Annotated in this window: 10 protein-coding genes and 1 pseudogene; 8 read left to right on the plus strand and 3 right to left on the minus strand. The window is 64.1% G+C overall.

Going from position 1 to position 14,095, the window contains the following annotated elements:
- The first annotated feature begins 58 nt into the window (after positions 1-58).
- The 5 genes from ACOKS3_RS19600 (at position 59) to ACOKS3_RS19620 (ending at position 9,100) form a co-directional block, all read left to right on the plus strand.
- Complete coding sequence (locus ACOKS3_RS19600; protein ID WP_422763910.1) at positions 59-4,849, plus strand: dermonecrotic toxin domain-containing protein; 4,791 nt, start codon at positions 59-61, stop codon at positions 4,847-4,849.
- A 339-nt stretch (positions 4,850-5,188) separates the two neighbouring features.
- A complete protein-coding gene (locus ACOKS3_RS19605) occupies positions 5,189-6,499 on the plus strand; it encodes a C4-dicarboxylate transporter DctA (protein ID WP_103448177.1) in 1,311 nt (436 codons plus the stop codon).
- 44 nt (positions 6,500-6,543) lie between these two features.
- Entirely contained in the window at positions 6,544-7,248 is a 705-nt protein-coding gene (locus ACOKS3_RS19610; RefSeq protein ID WP_103448178.1) for a FadR/GntR family transcriptional regulator, read from the plus strand.
- Between the two features lie 16 nt (positions 7,249-7,264).
- Positions 7,265-7,945 carry a GntR family transcriptional regulator gene (locus ACOKS3_RS19615; protein WP_103448179.1) on the plus strand — a complete coding sequence of 227 codons (681 nt, stop codon included), beginning with the start codon at positions 7,265-7,267 and terminating at the stop codon, positions 7,943-7,945.
- Positions 7,946-8,035: 90 nt separating this feature from the next.
- Positions 8,036-9,100 carry a hypothetical protein gene (locus tag ACOKS3_RS19620; protein ID WP_103448180.1) on the plus strand — a complete coding sequence of 355 codons (1,065 nt, stop codon included), beginning with the start codon at positions 8,036-8,038 and terminating at the stop codon, positions 9,098-9,100.
- On the opposite strand, the gene ACOKS3_RS19625 is transcribed toward ACOKS3_RS19620, so the two are convergent.
- On the minus strand, positions 9,097-9,525 hold the full coding sequence (locus ACOKS3_RS19625; protein WP_103448181.1) for a PACE efflux transporter: 429 nt from the start codon (positions 9,523-9,525) through the stop codon (positions 9,097-9,099). The genes ACOKS3_RS19620 and ACOKS3_RS19625 overlap by 4 nt on opposite strands.
- A 100-nt stretch (positions 9,526-9,625) precedes the next feature.
- On the opposite strand from ACOKS3_RS19625, the gene ACOKS3_RS19630 reads away from it, so the two are divergent.
- From ACOKS3_RS19630 to ACOKS3_RS19640, 3 genes and pseudogenes are all read left to right on the plus strand, one after another.
- The gene (locus tag ACOKS3_RS19630) at positions 9,626-10,504 is read left to right on the plus strand and encodes a LysR family transcriptional regulator (protein WP_103448182.1); all 879 of its coding nucleotides are present in this window, start codon (positions 9,626-9,628) and stop codon (positions 10,502-10,504) included.
- Positions 10,505-10,647: 143 nt separating this feature from the next.
- Positions 10,648-11,679 (plus strand): annotated as a pseudogene (mcpA, locus tag ACOKS3_RS19635) (methyl-accepting chemotaxis protein McpA); the annotation flags it as partial.
- A gap of 114 nt (positions 11,680-11,793) precedes the next feature.
- A complete protein-coding gene (locus ACOKS3_RS19640) occupies positions 11,794-12,534 on the plus strand; it encodes a methyl-accepting chemotaxis protein (protein ID WP_371922750.1) in 741 nt (246 codons plus the stop codon).
- 42 nt (positions 12,535-12,576) lie between these two features.
- Here ACOKS3_RS19640 and ACOKS3_RS19645 read toward each other — a convergent pair whose 3' ends face one another.
- Positions 12,577-13,641 carry a YkvI family membrane protein gene (locus tag ACOKS3_RS19645; RefSeq protein ID WP_103448184.1) on the minus strand — a complete coding sequence of 355 codons (1,065 nt, stop codon included), beginning with the start codon at positions 13,639-13,641 and terminating at the stop codon, positions 12,577-12,579.
- A gap of 60 nt (positions 13,642-13,701) precedes the next feature.
- Positions 13,702-14,079, minus strand: coding sequence for a RidA family protein (locus ACOKS3_RS19650; RefSeq protein ID WP_103448185.1), 378 nt, complete (start codon positions 14,077-14,079; stop codon positions 13,702-13,704).
- Between the last annotated feature and the right edge of the window lie 16 nt (positions 14,080-14,095).

Here is a 14,095-nt window from a genome sequence, read left to right on the forward strand (position 1 = left end):
TAACCCAATCGCTCTGTGTCCCTCCCTACGCTGGCCGCCCGACAATGGAGAGCGGCTCATGCCCACACAGCCTTCGCCACACCTGGCGCTCATACAACGACGCGCACCGCAATGGTTGACAACCCGTACGCCTGCAGAACGCAAGCAACTGGAATTACGCGTACGGGAAAGCCATCGTGCCACCCGTCAGCTTCGCATGCATCTGGCAGGCGTGCAGGCACCTGAAGCATTTTGCCGCCCGCAACTGGAAGATGCGCTGGCATACTGGTTTGCCGAGCGGGAGCTGCCTGATGTTGGCCAGGGCTGGCTCTGGGACATCACCCAAGGACGCAACAGGTCATGGCTGGAGGCAGCCATGCTGAACTTCGACGAGGGCGACCAGGTAAGGCTGTATCTGAACAAGGACGCAGCGGCTAGTACCGACATCGATGCCGGACGCTTCGTCAAGGCAGTCCGGAATCTGGACCTCGGACGCCGCTATCAGGATCACCTGACTGATCTGCTCGACACCGACCTCACGCGGCAAATGCAAATACGACAGGACAAGGCCGCCTTTGCCGCCGAAATCAGCCTGGCGAAGTTGCATGGGCACATCGACAGCCACGGTCAGTCCTTGGGCGAGGCAGCACTGGCAGGCGCGTTTTCGCTCCCGCGCCCCGATGGTAGCTTGCAAGCACTGGAATGCTGTTTCCTCACCCTGCTCGACTGCCCGCTGAATGGTCCGTTGCTGATCCGCATGCGGCCGCAGGCCAACAAGGAAGTGTGCCTGCTTTACCTGCCTGGCCACCCAACCAAGGCGCTGCGCCAGTACCCTTCGCTCGCAGCGCTGGGCCAAGCCATGACGCAAATGCTCTGGCACGACGAGCAACGGCGCTTTTACCTGCGTTATGTCGGCCATGACCAACAGCCTCTATTCGCCAAGCGGCTACGCGAGACGCTGTTTCCTCGCTTCCCCTATGCCACGCTGCAGCCAGTCACTCCAAGTCTGGAAAAAGGCGAGCATTTCAGCTGGATCTCTCGGCTGTTTCCCAACCCCCGCCATCTGTGGCAGGAGACCCTGGATAAAAACGCCAGGTTGCCATGGAGCGCAACGCCTTGGCGCAAAGACTGTTTCGCCGAGCGCACACGCACAATGCTTGAACGCAAACGCCAGGATGCAGCCCATATCGTGGTGCCGACCGAGCAGCGCGACGCGGCGGCGCTACGCGCAACCGTCGAAGGCTGGCTGGCGGCTGGCCTGAATATTCTGAATGTCGCGAGCTTCTTCGTCCCCGGGCTCGCCGAGGTGATGCTGGTGGTGGGCGGTGCGCAAGTGGTGGACGAGTTTCTCGAAGGGGTGCATGCAGCCAATGAAGGCGAAAGCGACCAGGCCATCGGCCATTTGTTCGCCGTGTTCGAGAACCTTGCGCAGTTCGCCGCCATTGGCGCCGCCGGGCATTTCGTCGAACCGACCGGGCCATTGCATGATTGGCAACGCGTCGGCGAAGGCGACAGCGAACGCCTGTGGCATGGCGGCCTGTCGGCGTTCGCCCGGCCCCGCCCCTGGCCAGCGCAAACGACACTGCCCGCCAGCGGCTTGCACACCTGGGAAGGGCAGCGCTGGTGGCTGCACGAAGATCAGGCATACGCCGTGGAGTCCGCGGGCAAGGGGCGCTGGCGACTTGCACCGGGCAAGTACCATCGTCACCAGCCCAGGCTGGTGGGCAATGGCGAAGGTACATGGTTGCTGGAGCACGAGCGGCCATTGGCCTGGCAGAGCCCTGGCCTGGCACGCCGCCTCGGCCCGGCAAGCGCCGGCCTGGACGATACCGCGCTGATGCATGCCCTGCGCAGCAGCGGCTATGACGACGCCGCTGTGCGCCGACTGCTGCAGGATCATCGCCCTTTGCCGGCCCTGCTCCTGGACAGCCTCGAAGCCTTTGGCGCTACGCTGCCCCAAAATGCCGGTCTCGCCGATAACAGTGTGCTGGCCCGAGACTTTCCTTCACTCAGCCCCCGAATACGCAGTGAAATTCTGGCAACCGCTTCCAGCCAGGACCTGGCCGCGCTCAAGCAGAGTGGCCGGCTGCCCTTGCGCCTGGCCGAACAGGCGCGGTTGTACTTGCGTGACGCGCGCCTCAACCGCGCGCTAGCTCAGCTCCGGCAAGCGCAGGGAAGCGGTGCTGACCGCGACCGGCTGGTGTTCGCCAACCTGCCTCGGCTACCTGGATGGACTGGCGACATCAGCCTGGAACTTCGTGACAATGGCCGCCTGATCGACGTGGCGGGCAATGGTACGACCAGCAAACAGGTGCAGCGCAGCGGCCTGGGCTATGAGCCCGCCGACGACTCAGGCCAGGTCCTGGGCAACCGCGATGAGCTGCTGGCATCCATCCTGCGGGCCCTGCCCGATAGCGAACGCAACGCTCTGAAGCTGGACATCCATGATGTAACGGGGCTGCGCGATGCCTTGTTCGAACTGGCATGCCAGGATCGCGAAACCACTGCGGGCGACTTGGGCATGGCGCCGGTTCGTCCACTTTACAACCCACCGAGCTGGCTGGCCGGCAAGCCGGGCTACAGGCTCAGTGGCCGCGGTCGCGGCTGGCTGAGCGACGATGAACTGTTCGACCAGCTGTACCCGACCGGCAACCTGGAGGAACGCGAATGGTTGCGCCAGCAGCTGCGGGATGAAGCAGGCGATCGGCCTGGCGCATTCGCCCGCTTGCTCGAAGGGCTGCGCGCCGATTACCAACGCCTCGACAGCGAGCTGCAAGGCTGGGTCGAGGCTGCCCGAGGCCAGCAGCGCACGGCTCGTGATCTGCAGGCCCAGCTCATACGCCAGGCGTGGCGACGGGAGAACCCCGTCGACCCGACCGGCGCCCTCAACTTCGTGATTGTAGAGATCGATGCGGCAGACCTAGGGACGCTGCCAACGCTGAGCGTAGCCCTTCCCCATGTTCGCCAACTGCGCATCAGCGGGCTGGCGGATCGTGCCGATACTCAGTTGGATAGTTTTCTCAGAGCCTTCCCTCGGGCACGCAACCTGGACCTCGAAAACAACGCTCTGCGGACAATTCCTGCAGCACTGGGCGAACTCGCCGACATACAATCACTCGACCTTTCGCACAACCTGCTCGATCTCTCTCGGGAGGCCGATCTCACCACGCTGACCCGCCTGCATGACCTTAAGCGCCTGAACCTGTCACAAAGTCTGCAGAACCTCTCCGTCAGTACTCTTGAACGGCTAGCCGAACTGCCGGCCCTGAGCTTTTTCCAGGCCGACCTCAATAACCTGACCTTCGGCGCGGAGCATTTTCAGGCACTGCAGCGCTGGCCCAGCCTTACCCACCTCGAACTGGGGCGCAATGAAATCGTGCTGACCGACGAAAGCCGCACGGCGCTTGCCGGCTTGAACCGCCTGCGCCTGCTTTCGCTGCGCTACAACCCGCTGGAACTGGCGCCCGACCTGACCGGCTGGAGCGCACTCGAACAACTTGATCTGGAGCGTACGCTGATTTTCGAATGGCCTGCGGGGCTGATCGCATTGATGAATCAGGAGCCCATGAACCTGCGCGCCATCGATCTGAGCCTGAACGAACTGGTCGATGTGCCTGTGTTGCGCGATACGGCCTTCGCCCGCCGGGTACGCGAAGGCGACGATGAACTGAACCATGCCTTCGACGACAATCCGCTCAGCGAGCTGGCGTTGCAACGGCTCGAAGACGCCGGCCTGGCGCCCCAGCAGAGCACCAACGAAGAAGACTGGTCAGCCGGTTGGCCCCCCGCACTGCGGGGACACGTTTCCAGTTACTGGATGGATGCAAACTGGCAACCGCTGTTTGACTTGTATCAACGCATGCCCGGTACGCAGGCCTACCAGACGAGTTCAGCCGCGATGAATCAACGCATGCGCCACGTGCTGCAGGCATTGGTCGACGGTGCGCATACAGATCGGCCTGGTACAGGTATTGCCCAGTTGCAGCAGCAGATCAACGACCTGCTGACAGATGCAGGCCAGCAATGCGTCGACCAGGCCATCCTGCTCTTCCAGCAGATCGAGACCGAGGTGACCGTTTGGCAATCGGTGGTCCATGCACAACCGGGGGCCAGCAATGAACAGGTCGCCATCGAAAGCGCCGCGAGCCTGATGCGCCAGCGCCTGCTCGATGAGCAGATCGGCGGGCTGTACAACGCACGGCGTGCCAGACGAAGGGCATTGGCCGAGGCCGGCAATGCCGCCGAGCGCGAGGCGGCACCGGCTTTGTCGATCCATGATGACCTCAGCGACGCGCTGTTGACCGAGCCGGACTTCCTTCTGGATGAACTGGAAATGGCCTTGTTCGCACGGATCCACCTGCAGCAGCGGCTCCGGCTGCCTACGCAGCCGGTCACCATGCAGTATGAATATCTCGCGCGCCTGAGCGACAACACCTTACAGGCCCTGGAGCATGCAGTGTGGGCCGAGGCAAGCGCGCAACACCTCAATGGCTGGGCCAGCGATCAACCCTTCTGGCAGCGTTGGCTTGAACGATTGCGGCCTCATGAGTTCAAGGCCTTTGCCCGGCAATGGGAGGGCGCTTCGGAATACTTCGACACGCTCAATGACCGCGCCGCGGAGGCTGGCGCTTACACCGGGCCCGAGGTCCCGCCTGGCTACATCGCCAGCCTGGAGCAGCACATGGGGCAAATTGCCTGGCGCCGCGCAGGTGTGCTGCAACGGGTCGACCTGTCCAACGACAGTGAACGCTACCTGCGGGCTTCAGAACTGTTACTGGAAAGTCGCCAACGAGCCCGTGAAGCATTGATAGCCGGACTGACCTTGAGCATGAGCGAAACCAACCCACGAGCGTTCGCGGCCGACGCCTAAGCCAGCCTCCCGTGTCGGTTACCCGGCACGGGGCACCCCGCCCTACGATCCTGGCAAGCTGATTGCATCGGCTGACCAGGCGTTGGTCCAGTCCTGAGCTGATTTCGTCGGACCGCCTGGGTCGGCAGTAATGGCCCATGCACCGAACTAGAGCCTGATCGCTGCCAATGCCTCGTAACTGGTCAGACCGGTAAGGCCAAAACTCCTTGCAATGTCGGATTTTTCACGGTTTTATGCTCCGGCGCTGAACAAACCGGTAAGACCACAACAATAAAGAAGTCCTGCGCTCTTTTGCCCCGTGCGGCACCGAAGCAAGGACACCGATCAGAGATCACTCCCATGCTCAAATGGTGCTCGCGTTCGATCTTCCTGCAAGTCGTACTCGGCCTTGCCCTCGGCATCGCCTGCGGCCTCAGCCTCCCCGAAGTCTCCCTGCAACTCAAACCCCTCGGCGATGGTTTCATCAAGCTGATCAAGATGCTCATCGGCCTGATCGTCTTCTGCGTGGTGGTCAGCGGCATTTCAGGTGCCGGCGACCTCAAGAAGGTCGGGCGCATCGGCCTGAAATCGGTCATTTACTTCGAAGTACTGACCACCATCGCCCTGGTCATCGGGCTGGTGTTCGCTTTCAGCAGCGGCATCGGCAGCGGCGCCAATATCCACCTCGACCAGCTGTCCAGCGCCGACGCCAGCAGCCTGGCCGAGCGTGGCCAGCATATTCATGGGGCCACGGCGTTCTTCATGGACCTGATCCCGAACTCGGTGGTCGGTGCCTTCGCCGACAACAACATCCTGCAGGTGCTGCTGTTCTCGGTGCTGTTCGGCAGCGCGCTGAACCTGGTGGGCGACTCGGCCACGGGCATCTCGCGGCTGATCAACGAGCTGAGTCATGTGATCTTCCGCATCATGGGCATGATCGTGCGCCTGGCGCCGATCGGTGTGTTCGGCGCCATCGCCTTCACCACCAGCAAGTACGGCCTGGAGTCGCTGCAGCACCTGGGTGGCCTGGTGGCACTGTTCTACCTGACCTGTGCCGGCTTCGTGCTGATCGTACTGGGTACCGTGATGCGCGTGTCAGGCCTGAAACTGCTGCCGTTCATCAAGTACCTGCGTGAGGAACTGACCATTGTCCTCGGCACCGCGTCGTCCGACGCCGTGCTACCGCAGATCATGCGCAAGCTGGAACACCTGGGCATCGGCAGTTCCACCGTCGGCCTGGTGATCCCCACCGGCTACTCGTTCAACCTCGACGGGTTCTCCATCTACCTGACCCTGGCCATCGTGTTCATTGCCAACGCCACCGGCACGCCTCTGGCAATGACCGACCTGCTGACCATCCTGCTGGTGTCGCTGGTGACTTCCAAGGGCGCTCACGGCATCCCAGGCTCGGCGCTGGTGATTCTCGCCGCGACCTTGACCGCCGTGCCAGCGATTCCGGTGGTGGGCCTGGTACTGGTACTGGCGGTGGACTGGTTCATGGGCATTGGCCGGGCACTGACCAACCTGATCGGCAACTGCGTGGCCACCGTGGCCATCGCCCGCTGGGAAAAGGATATCGACCTTGAGCGCGCGCACAACGTGCTCGCAGGCAAACCCGGCTTCGCCCATGCGCCGCGCAAACAACCCAACGCCCATCAGCAGGAATTCTGAGCCCGCGTGGCCGGCACTTTCGCCGGCCTTTTCAGGAGCAAACCGTGATCAGCTCATCGACCGTCGTCACCTCCGTGGTGGAAAAACTGCGCCAGGCCCTGGCCCGTGGCCAATGGCGCTCCGGCGACATGTTGCCCGGCCAGCGCGAGCTGGCAGAACAGCTTGGCATCAGCCGCCCCAGCCTGCGTGAAGCGGTAACCGTGCTGGAAACCCTCGGCCTGGTGCGCTCGCTGCCGGGCAAGGGTGTGCTGGTGCTGGATGCCGAGGCAGCAGCCCAGGACCCAGCCGGCGAAAGCGCCGCAGCGGCCAGCCTGGCCGACGTGCTGGAGCTGCGCTACACCCTGGAGCCGTTCATCGTCGGCCTGGTCGCGCAATCGGCCAACAACCAGGACATCGGCCAGTTGCGCCTGACCCTGATGGACATGCGCGAAGCCCTGGAAGCCGAAGACAGCGAAGCCGGGGTCAAGGCCTACATCGCCTTCCATGAAGCACTGTTCGCACTGACCACCAACCCGATCTTCCAGAGCGTGGTGCAACAGACCGGCAATGCCCTCAAGCAGAGCGCCAGCATGCTGCACAACTCGCCCGAGCACCTGGCCGCGCGGCTCAAGGAAAACGAAGCCGTGGTGCGCGCGATACGCGAACGCAACAGCTCCCAGGCCAGTGCCCAGATGCGCCAGCACATCCTCGCCGAGGGGCAGCGCATGGGCATTCAACTCAACATCCCGGACGACCAGCCCGGCCAATGACCCCAGGAGAGCGACCATGACCGCCTGCGCCCAAGCCGCCCCCCGCCTGCCTGCCCTGCTCGCCGCCGGTGAAACCCGCCTGTCGGCCGAGCAGATCTACCCTCGTCTGTTCGACGCGATTCTCGAGCAGCGCCTGCCGCCTGGCAGCCTGTTGCCCGAACAGGCCCTGGGCAATGCCTTCGGGGTCAGCCGCACGGTGATCCGCCGGGTGCTCGGGCGCCTGTCGGATCAGCAAGTCGTGGTGCAGCGCCCCAGCCACACCGCGCACCTGGCCGCCCCCGACCCCGAGCAGGCGCGCCAGGTGCTCAGCGCCCGGCGCCTGGCCGAAACCACCTTGATCAGCCTGGCCGCCCAGCGTGCCCGGCCAGCGCAGGTTCGCCAGCTGCGCCAACTGGTCGAGCGCGAGCGCCAGCACCATGAGCGCGGCGAGCGCTGCGCCGCCATCCGCCTGGGTGGCGAGTTTCACCTGAAGCTCGCCCAGGTCGCAGCCAATGAGCCGCTGGCGCGGTTTCTCAACGGCCTTGTGCCGATGACCTCATTGATCATCGCCCGTTATGAGTCGCCCTGCTGCGACCACTGCGCCTGGGAGGAACATGCCGCGATCATCGATGCTGTGGAAGCCGGTGATGCCGGGGCGGCGCTGGCGTTGATGCATGATCACCTCGACCGCCTCGAAGACAAGCTCGACCTCGATTAAACCGGGGCGGCGATGGGCTGCACAGCAGCCGCCAAACCGTGCCCCTATACTCGGATAACCCCCAGCCTCTATCTGCAGGGAGGCCGCCGAGTGAGCCCGCGGCTGTTAATCATGCTGTGCCTTTTGCTGGCCATCGCCGGCTGCGCCGGCAGACGCCCGCCTGCCCCACCTCCACCGGCGGTGCTCGACCCTGCCGCCTGGCAGCGCATCGACCAGGAGCTGATCGAGGCTTCTGCCAGCGCCGCGGGCTCCGCCAACGACTATGCGCGGCGCTCGATGCGGGTGTGGAAGGAGCAAGTGCAGCAACGCACCGAAAAAGACTTCATCCCCTGGTTCACCGGCTACTGGACCCAGCAGTGGCTTACCATGAAGGTCGCCTGGTACAAGCTCGACAGCGGCGAGGGCCGCGAGCCTGCGGAAAAACGCCTGGCGCTGTACCTGCAGGAGCAGTACCACCAACGGGTCATCGAACCGGTGGCCGAACAGATCAACCCCGAGGGCATCCGCGATCGTGCCTGCGAGCTGTACATACAGTTGTTCGGCCAGCAACTGCCCGCCATCATCCAGCGCTACAATGCCGCCCCAGAGCAAATCAGCCAGCGCCTGAACCGCATCCCGGCCATCCACCTGGGGCCACCCTCCGCCCGCAATGCCTCGCTGTATGAGTTGCTACGGGCCAAGTCACTGGAGCAGCAACCGGCCTGGCTGGCGTTGCGCGACCATTTGCACAAGCAGGCCGCCAAAGGCCCTGGCAAAACCGACGCAGGCTTGTCGTCGGTGGCGACTGATGCCAGCGAGAAAATTGGCGCCACGCTGGCCCCACGCGGCATCGCCAGCGCCGTGGCCAGCGCCGTGGGCAAGGTGGCCGGGGCGATGATTTCGATCGTATCGACAGGCTACGGCATCATGGCCCATAACCGTGACCAGCCGCAGATGATCGAGCAGTTGCGGGTGATCCTGAATGTCGCACTCAACCAGGAATGGCAGGAGCTGATGGAGAACCGCCAGAGCGGCGCACTGGCGGGGGTGTACTACCTGTCTGGGCAGGTCGAGGACAGCCTGCTGGCGACCATGCCACAACCCTTGGTGGAGCAGCAGAGCGAACAGCGGCAGGTGCCGACAGCACAGGAGCCGCTGCTGATTCGCCTGCCTTAGGCCGCAGCCATGGCCGAAGTCGGCAAGCCAAAGATCCGGTCGAACGCCCAGTTGTAGGCGAAGGTGTAACACGGGATCAGAATGATGAACGCCAGGTCCACCAGAAATGCCTCCACCAGGCTCATGTCCAGCCACCAGGCAATCAGCGGAATCAGGTACACCACCAAGGTCAGCTGAAAGCCGACGGCATGCACCACCCGCCGCGCCACACTGCGCCCACGCTTGGCCTGGCGGCTCTCCCACGACTCGAACAGGCTGTTGTAGATCAGGTTCCAGAGCATGGCGATGGTGGTGATCATCACCGCCAGCGGCCCAGTGTGTGACGCCTGGGTGTCCGACAGATAGGCCAGCCCCAGTGTCGACATGCACAGGCCGATCAGTTCATAGAAGGTCACGTAGACCAGTTTGCGTTTGACGCCCTGCACGGGTTACCTCATGTGTCGAAATGCGATGAGGCGAAAGGATGATTCAATCCGCTTGACAGAAAAAGTCAGCAGCTTTCAGATTGACTGACAGGAGGCTGCCATGAACTTTTCCAGCGACAACATCCAGCTGTTTCTCGCCGTGCTCGACCGCGGTTCGTTTTCCGCCGCTGCCCGCGCCCTGCAGCGCGTGCCTTCGGCGGTGAGCATGGCCATCGGCAACCTTGAAGCCGAACTGGGCTACACCTTGTTCGAGCGCGGCTCACGCGAGGTCCGCGCCACCGCCCAGGCCCTGGCACTGGAACCCCATGCACGGCTGATCGCCGAACAGCTGGGCCTGCTGCAGGTGCATGCGCTGGAGCTTTCCCAAGGGCTGGAAAGCAGCCTGACCCTTGCCGTGGTGCCGGATATCGACCACCGCCCGCTGCTGGCGGCCATTGCCAGCCTCGGCGCACGCTACCCACTGCTCGATATTCAGCTGCTCAGCGCCCCTCAGGAAGAAGCTCTGCACCTGCTCGACAGCGGCCGCGCCGACCTGTGCCTGGCCTTTGCCGGCCTGCAGGTCGATGCCCGCCGCAGCTTCCAGCACATCGGCATGGAGTCGCTGGTGGCCACCTTGGCGCCGGCCCACCCGGCCCTGCGCGAGGGCCGGATCCACTACCTCGAAGACCTGGTCAATGTGCGCCAGATCCTGGTCCGCAGCCGCGACCTGCCACTGCTCGATCCACGCCCGCTGATCGGCGCCACGCACTGGTCCACCGACAGCTTCGACCTGGCCCTGCAGATGGTCGAAGCCGGCCTTGGCTGGGGCGACCTGCCACTGGCCCGGGTGGCGCCGCTGGTCGCTGCCGGGCGCCTGGTGCGCCTGCAGTTTCGCAATACCCGCAACGAACTGCAGCTGCCGATCCATGCCTTCTGGCGCAAGCAGCAGCCCCTGCGCCAGGGCGCACGCCTGCTGATCGACCTGCTGGCCGCCGGCTAGCTCACCGTCCGTCGACCGGGGCCGCAAAAAATAGGTAAGTGTTTCAACATTTTACCGGGCAAGCCGATATACCAGGAGACAGGCCCCGCCATCGTGCCACAAGCGCGCGGCGCCCTCCCCTCCATGGCTCAAGGTCTCGAAACATGAACCTGAAATTTCGCCACAAGATCCTCCTCAGCGCCTGCGGTGTCGTGGTGCTGGCCTTTGCGCTGTTCACGCTCTACAACGATTATCTGCAACGCAACACCCTTCGCCAGAACATCGAATCTTCCGTGCAGCAGGCCGGCGCGCTGACCGCCAGCAGCGTGCAGAACTGGATGAGCGGGCGCATTCTGGTGCTGGAAAACCTGGCGCAGGACATTGCCGAACAAGGGGCAGGAGAGACCCTGGGCGGGCTGATCGAGCAGCCTTCCTACACGCGAAATTTCCTTTTCACTTACCTGGGCCAGGCCAATGGCGTGTTCACCCAGCGCCCTGACACGCAGATGCCGGCCGGCTACGACCCCCGCCAGCGGCCGTGGTACGCCAGTGCGGCAAGCGCCGGCCAGACCGTGCTCACCGCCCCGTACCAGGGCGCCGTCGGTGGCCTGATGGTGACCATCGCGGTACCGGTGAAAAGCAAGCGCAGCGGCGAACTGATCGGCGTGGTGGGCGGCGACCTGACCCTCGACACCCTGGTCGAGATCATCAACTCGGTCGACTTCGGCGGCATCGGCCACGCTTTCCTCGCCGACAGCAATGGCCAGGTGATCGTCAGCCCGGACAAAGACCAGCTGATGAAGAATCTCAAGGACATCTACCCAGGCAGCGGCCTGCGCGTGACTGCCGGCATGCAGGACGTCACCCTCAACGGCGAAGAACGGCTGATCTCGTTCGCCCCGGTCGCCGGCCTGCCATCGGCGCAGTGGTACATCGGCCTGTCGATCGACAAGGACAAAGCCTACGCTGCCATCAGCCAGTTCCGCACCTCGGCGATCATCGCCATGCTCATCGCCGTGATCGCCATCGCCGTGCTGCTCGGCCTGCTGATCCCGGTGCTGATGCGCCCGCTGACCACCATGGGCCGCGCCATGCGCGACATTGCCGAAGGTGAAGGCGACCTGACCCGCCGCCTCGACGTGCAGCACAAGGACGAATTCGGCGAACTGGCCAGCTCGTTCAACCGCTTCGTCGAACGCATCCATGCCTCGATCAGCGAAGTGTCTTCGGCTACCCGCCTGGTGCACGACCTGTCGGAAAAAGTGGTCAACGCCTCCAACGCCTCGATCATCGGCTCCGAAGAACAGAGCATGCGCACCAACAGCGTGGCCGCGGCGATCAACCAGCTGGGCGCCGCGACACAAGAGATCGCCCGCAACGCGGCCGATGCCTCGCAACACGCCAGCGGCGCCAGTGACCAGGCCCATGGCGGCCGTGAGGTGGTCGAGCAGGCAATCAACGCCATGACCGCGCTGTCCCAGCGCATCAGCGAGTCGTGCGAACAGATCGAAACCCTCAATGCCAGCACCGACGAGATCGGCAAGATCCTTGACGTGATCAAGGGCATTTCCCAGCAGACCAACCTGCTGGCGCTGAACGCCGCCATCGAAGCCGCCCGTGCCGGTGAGGCCGGGCGCGGCTTTGCCGTGGTTGCCGACGAGGTCCGCAACCTGGCACACCGCACCCAGGAATCGGCCGAAGAAATCCACCGCATGATCACCAGCCTGCAAGTAGGCTCGCGCGAGGCGGTGCACACCATGAACACCAGCCAGGTATCGAGCGAACAGACCGTGCAGGTGGCCAACCAGGCCGGCGAGCGCCTGGCCAGCGTGACCCAGCGCATCGGTGAAATCGACGGCATGAACCAGTCGGTGGCCACGGCAACCGAGGAACAGACGGCGGTGGTCGAGAGCCTGAACCTGGACATCACCCAGATCAACGCGCTCAACCAGCAAGGGGTGGAGAACCTCAACCAGACCCTGCAGCATTGCGATGCCCTGGCTCAGCAGGCCGGGCGCCTGAAGCAGCTGGTGGGCAGCTTCCGCATCTGATGCAGCGCCCCTCGTCGGCGCTCGCCGACGAGGGTTTGCGCGCTAGGCGACCGCCGCCTGGCCACTCCTGCCCCGCCGCACCCAGGCCAGCAACACCGCCGCCATCAGCACGAAGCCCAGGTAACCGAACAGCGGATACACCTCGCCCACCAGGCTGATGAACCCCACCAGGCTGCAGACGAACGCCGCCACTCCGGTGACCACCGAACCCCAGCGGAACTTGGCCGTGCCCGCTGGCAACAGCCGCGACAGGAACGAGAACAAAGTGCCAACCGCCGTGTTGACGATCATGCCGAAGATGATCAGGCACATCACCACGCCCAGCAGCGGCGACACTTCGTTGGCAATCGACAGCATCGGCATGGGCAAGTCGGCCACGCTGTCCAGGCGCGACAGCAGCCCGGCACTCATCACCAACATCAGCAAGCCCAGCGCAGCGCCCCCGAGCAGGCCGCCCCACACGGCAGCCTTCTCGCCCTTGGCCGAGCCGCCGAGGATCGCCAGGATCGGTGCCCCGGCAACGATGTTGTAGGACACGTACAGAAACGCCCCAAGCAACCAGTGCCGGGTGCCGGCCTGTTGCTGGCTGGCCAGCTGGTCGAGCGCGGCAAGGCTCTGCCCACGGGTGAACACCGCGTACAGGGCAATCGCCGAGGCCACCAGGATCAGCAACGGGGTAATCGCGCCAATGGCGACAATGACCTTGCGCACATCCAGGCACACGATCGCCACCACCAGCAGCGTCACCAGCACGCTGCCGGTCCGTGCCGGAATGCCGAACTGCTGCTCCAGCAATGCTCCACCACCGGCCAGCATGACCACGGTCACGGCGAACATGAAGAAAGTAATCAGCCAATCGACGAACAGCCCCAGGTGACGCCCACAGATGGCCTGGATCACATCCTTGTGCGAGGTGGCGCGCTGGCGGTTGCCCAACCCGGCCAGGGCCATGCCGAGGAAGGTGAACAGCGCCGCGCTGATCAGGGCGCCCAACAGCCCCCAGAGGCCGAAATCGACGAAGAACAACAGCAGTTCCCGCCCGGACGCGAAGCCCGCCCCCACGATCACGCCGACGAAGGCCCCGGCGATCTTCAGTTGCTCTTGCATGTGAACCTCTGGTTATTGTTGTTGTGGCCTCACAGGGCTTGGCCGCGAACTGCGGCTGGCTCAGCCTTCGCCGACGAATGCCTGCACTTCGATCTCCACATCCACGCCCAGCGCCAACGCCGAGGCCACGGTCGAACGCACCGGCAGTGCGGCGCCGAAGAACGCCTTGTAGACCTCGTTGAAACCGGCGAAATGGTCCATCGACGACAGCCACACCGTCACCTTGACCACCTGGTCGAAGCGCGCACCACAGGCCTCCAGGCTCTCGGCGATGCGCTCGCAGGCGGCGCGGGTCTGGGCCTGGATGTCACCGCGCACCACCTCGCCAGCCGTGCTCATCGGCACCTGGCCGGACAGGAAGAGGAAACCGCCGGCCTTCACCGCACGGGAAAACGGGAACGGCAGGCTGCTGGGGAAACGCTGGATCTGATTGCTCATGACAAACTCCTTTCAG

The organism is Pseudomonas sp. HS6-2, assembly GCF_049325675.2.
GTDB classification, from domain to species: domain Bacteria; phylum Pseudomonadota; class Gammaproteobacteria; order Pseudomonadales; family Pseudomonadaceae; genus Aquipseudomonas; species Aquipseudomonas putida_N.

What these genes read in the sequence shown, in the direction of transcription:
- ACOKS3_RS19600 (WP_422763910.1), top strand. Translation starts at nt 59, where the DNA reads ATGCCCACACAGCCTTCGCCACACCTGGCGCTCATACAACGACGCGCA.
- ACOKS3_RS19605 (WP_103448177.1), top strand. Translation starts at nt 5,189, where the DNA reads ATGCTCAAATGGTGCTCGCGTTCGATCTTCCTGCAAGTCGTACTCGGC.
- ACOKS3_RS19615 (WP_103448179.1), top strand. Translation starts at nt 7,265, where the DNA reads ATGACCGCCTGCGCCCAAGCCGCCCCCCGCCTGCCTGCCCTGCTCGCC.
- ACOKS3_RS19630 (WP_103448182.1), top strand. Translation starts at nt 9,626, where the DNA reads ATGAACTTTTCCAGCGACAACATCCAGCTGTTTCTCGCCGTGCTCGAC.
- ACOKS3_RS19640 (WP_371922750.1), top strand. Translation starts at nt 11,794, where the DNA reads ATGCGCACCAACAGCGTGGCCGCGGCGATCAACCAGCTGGGCGCCGCG.
- ACOKS3_RS19645 (WP_103448184.1), bottom strand. Translation starts at nt 13,641, where the DNA reads ATGCAAGAGCAACTGAAGATCGCCGGGGCCTTCGTCGGCGTGATCGTG.
- ACOKS3_RS19650 (WP_103448185.1), bottom strand. Translation starts at nt 14,079, where the DNA reads ATGAGCAATCAGATCCAGCGTTTCCCCAGCAGCCTGCCGTTCCCGTTT.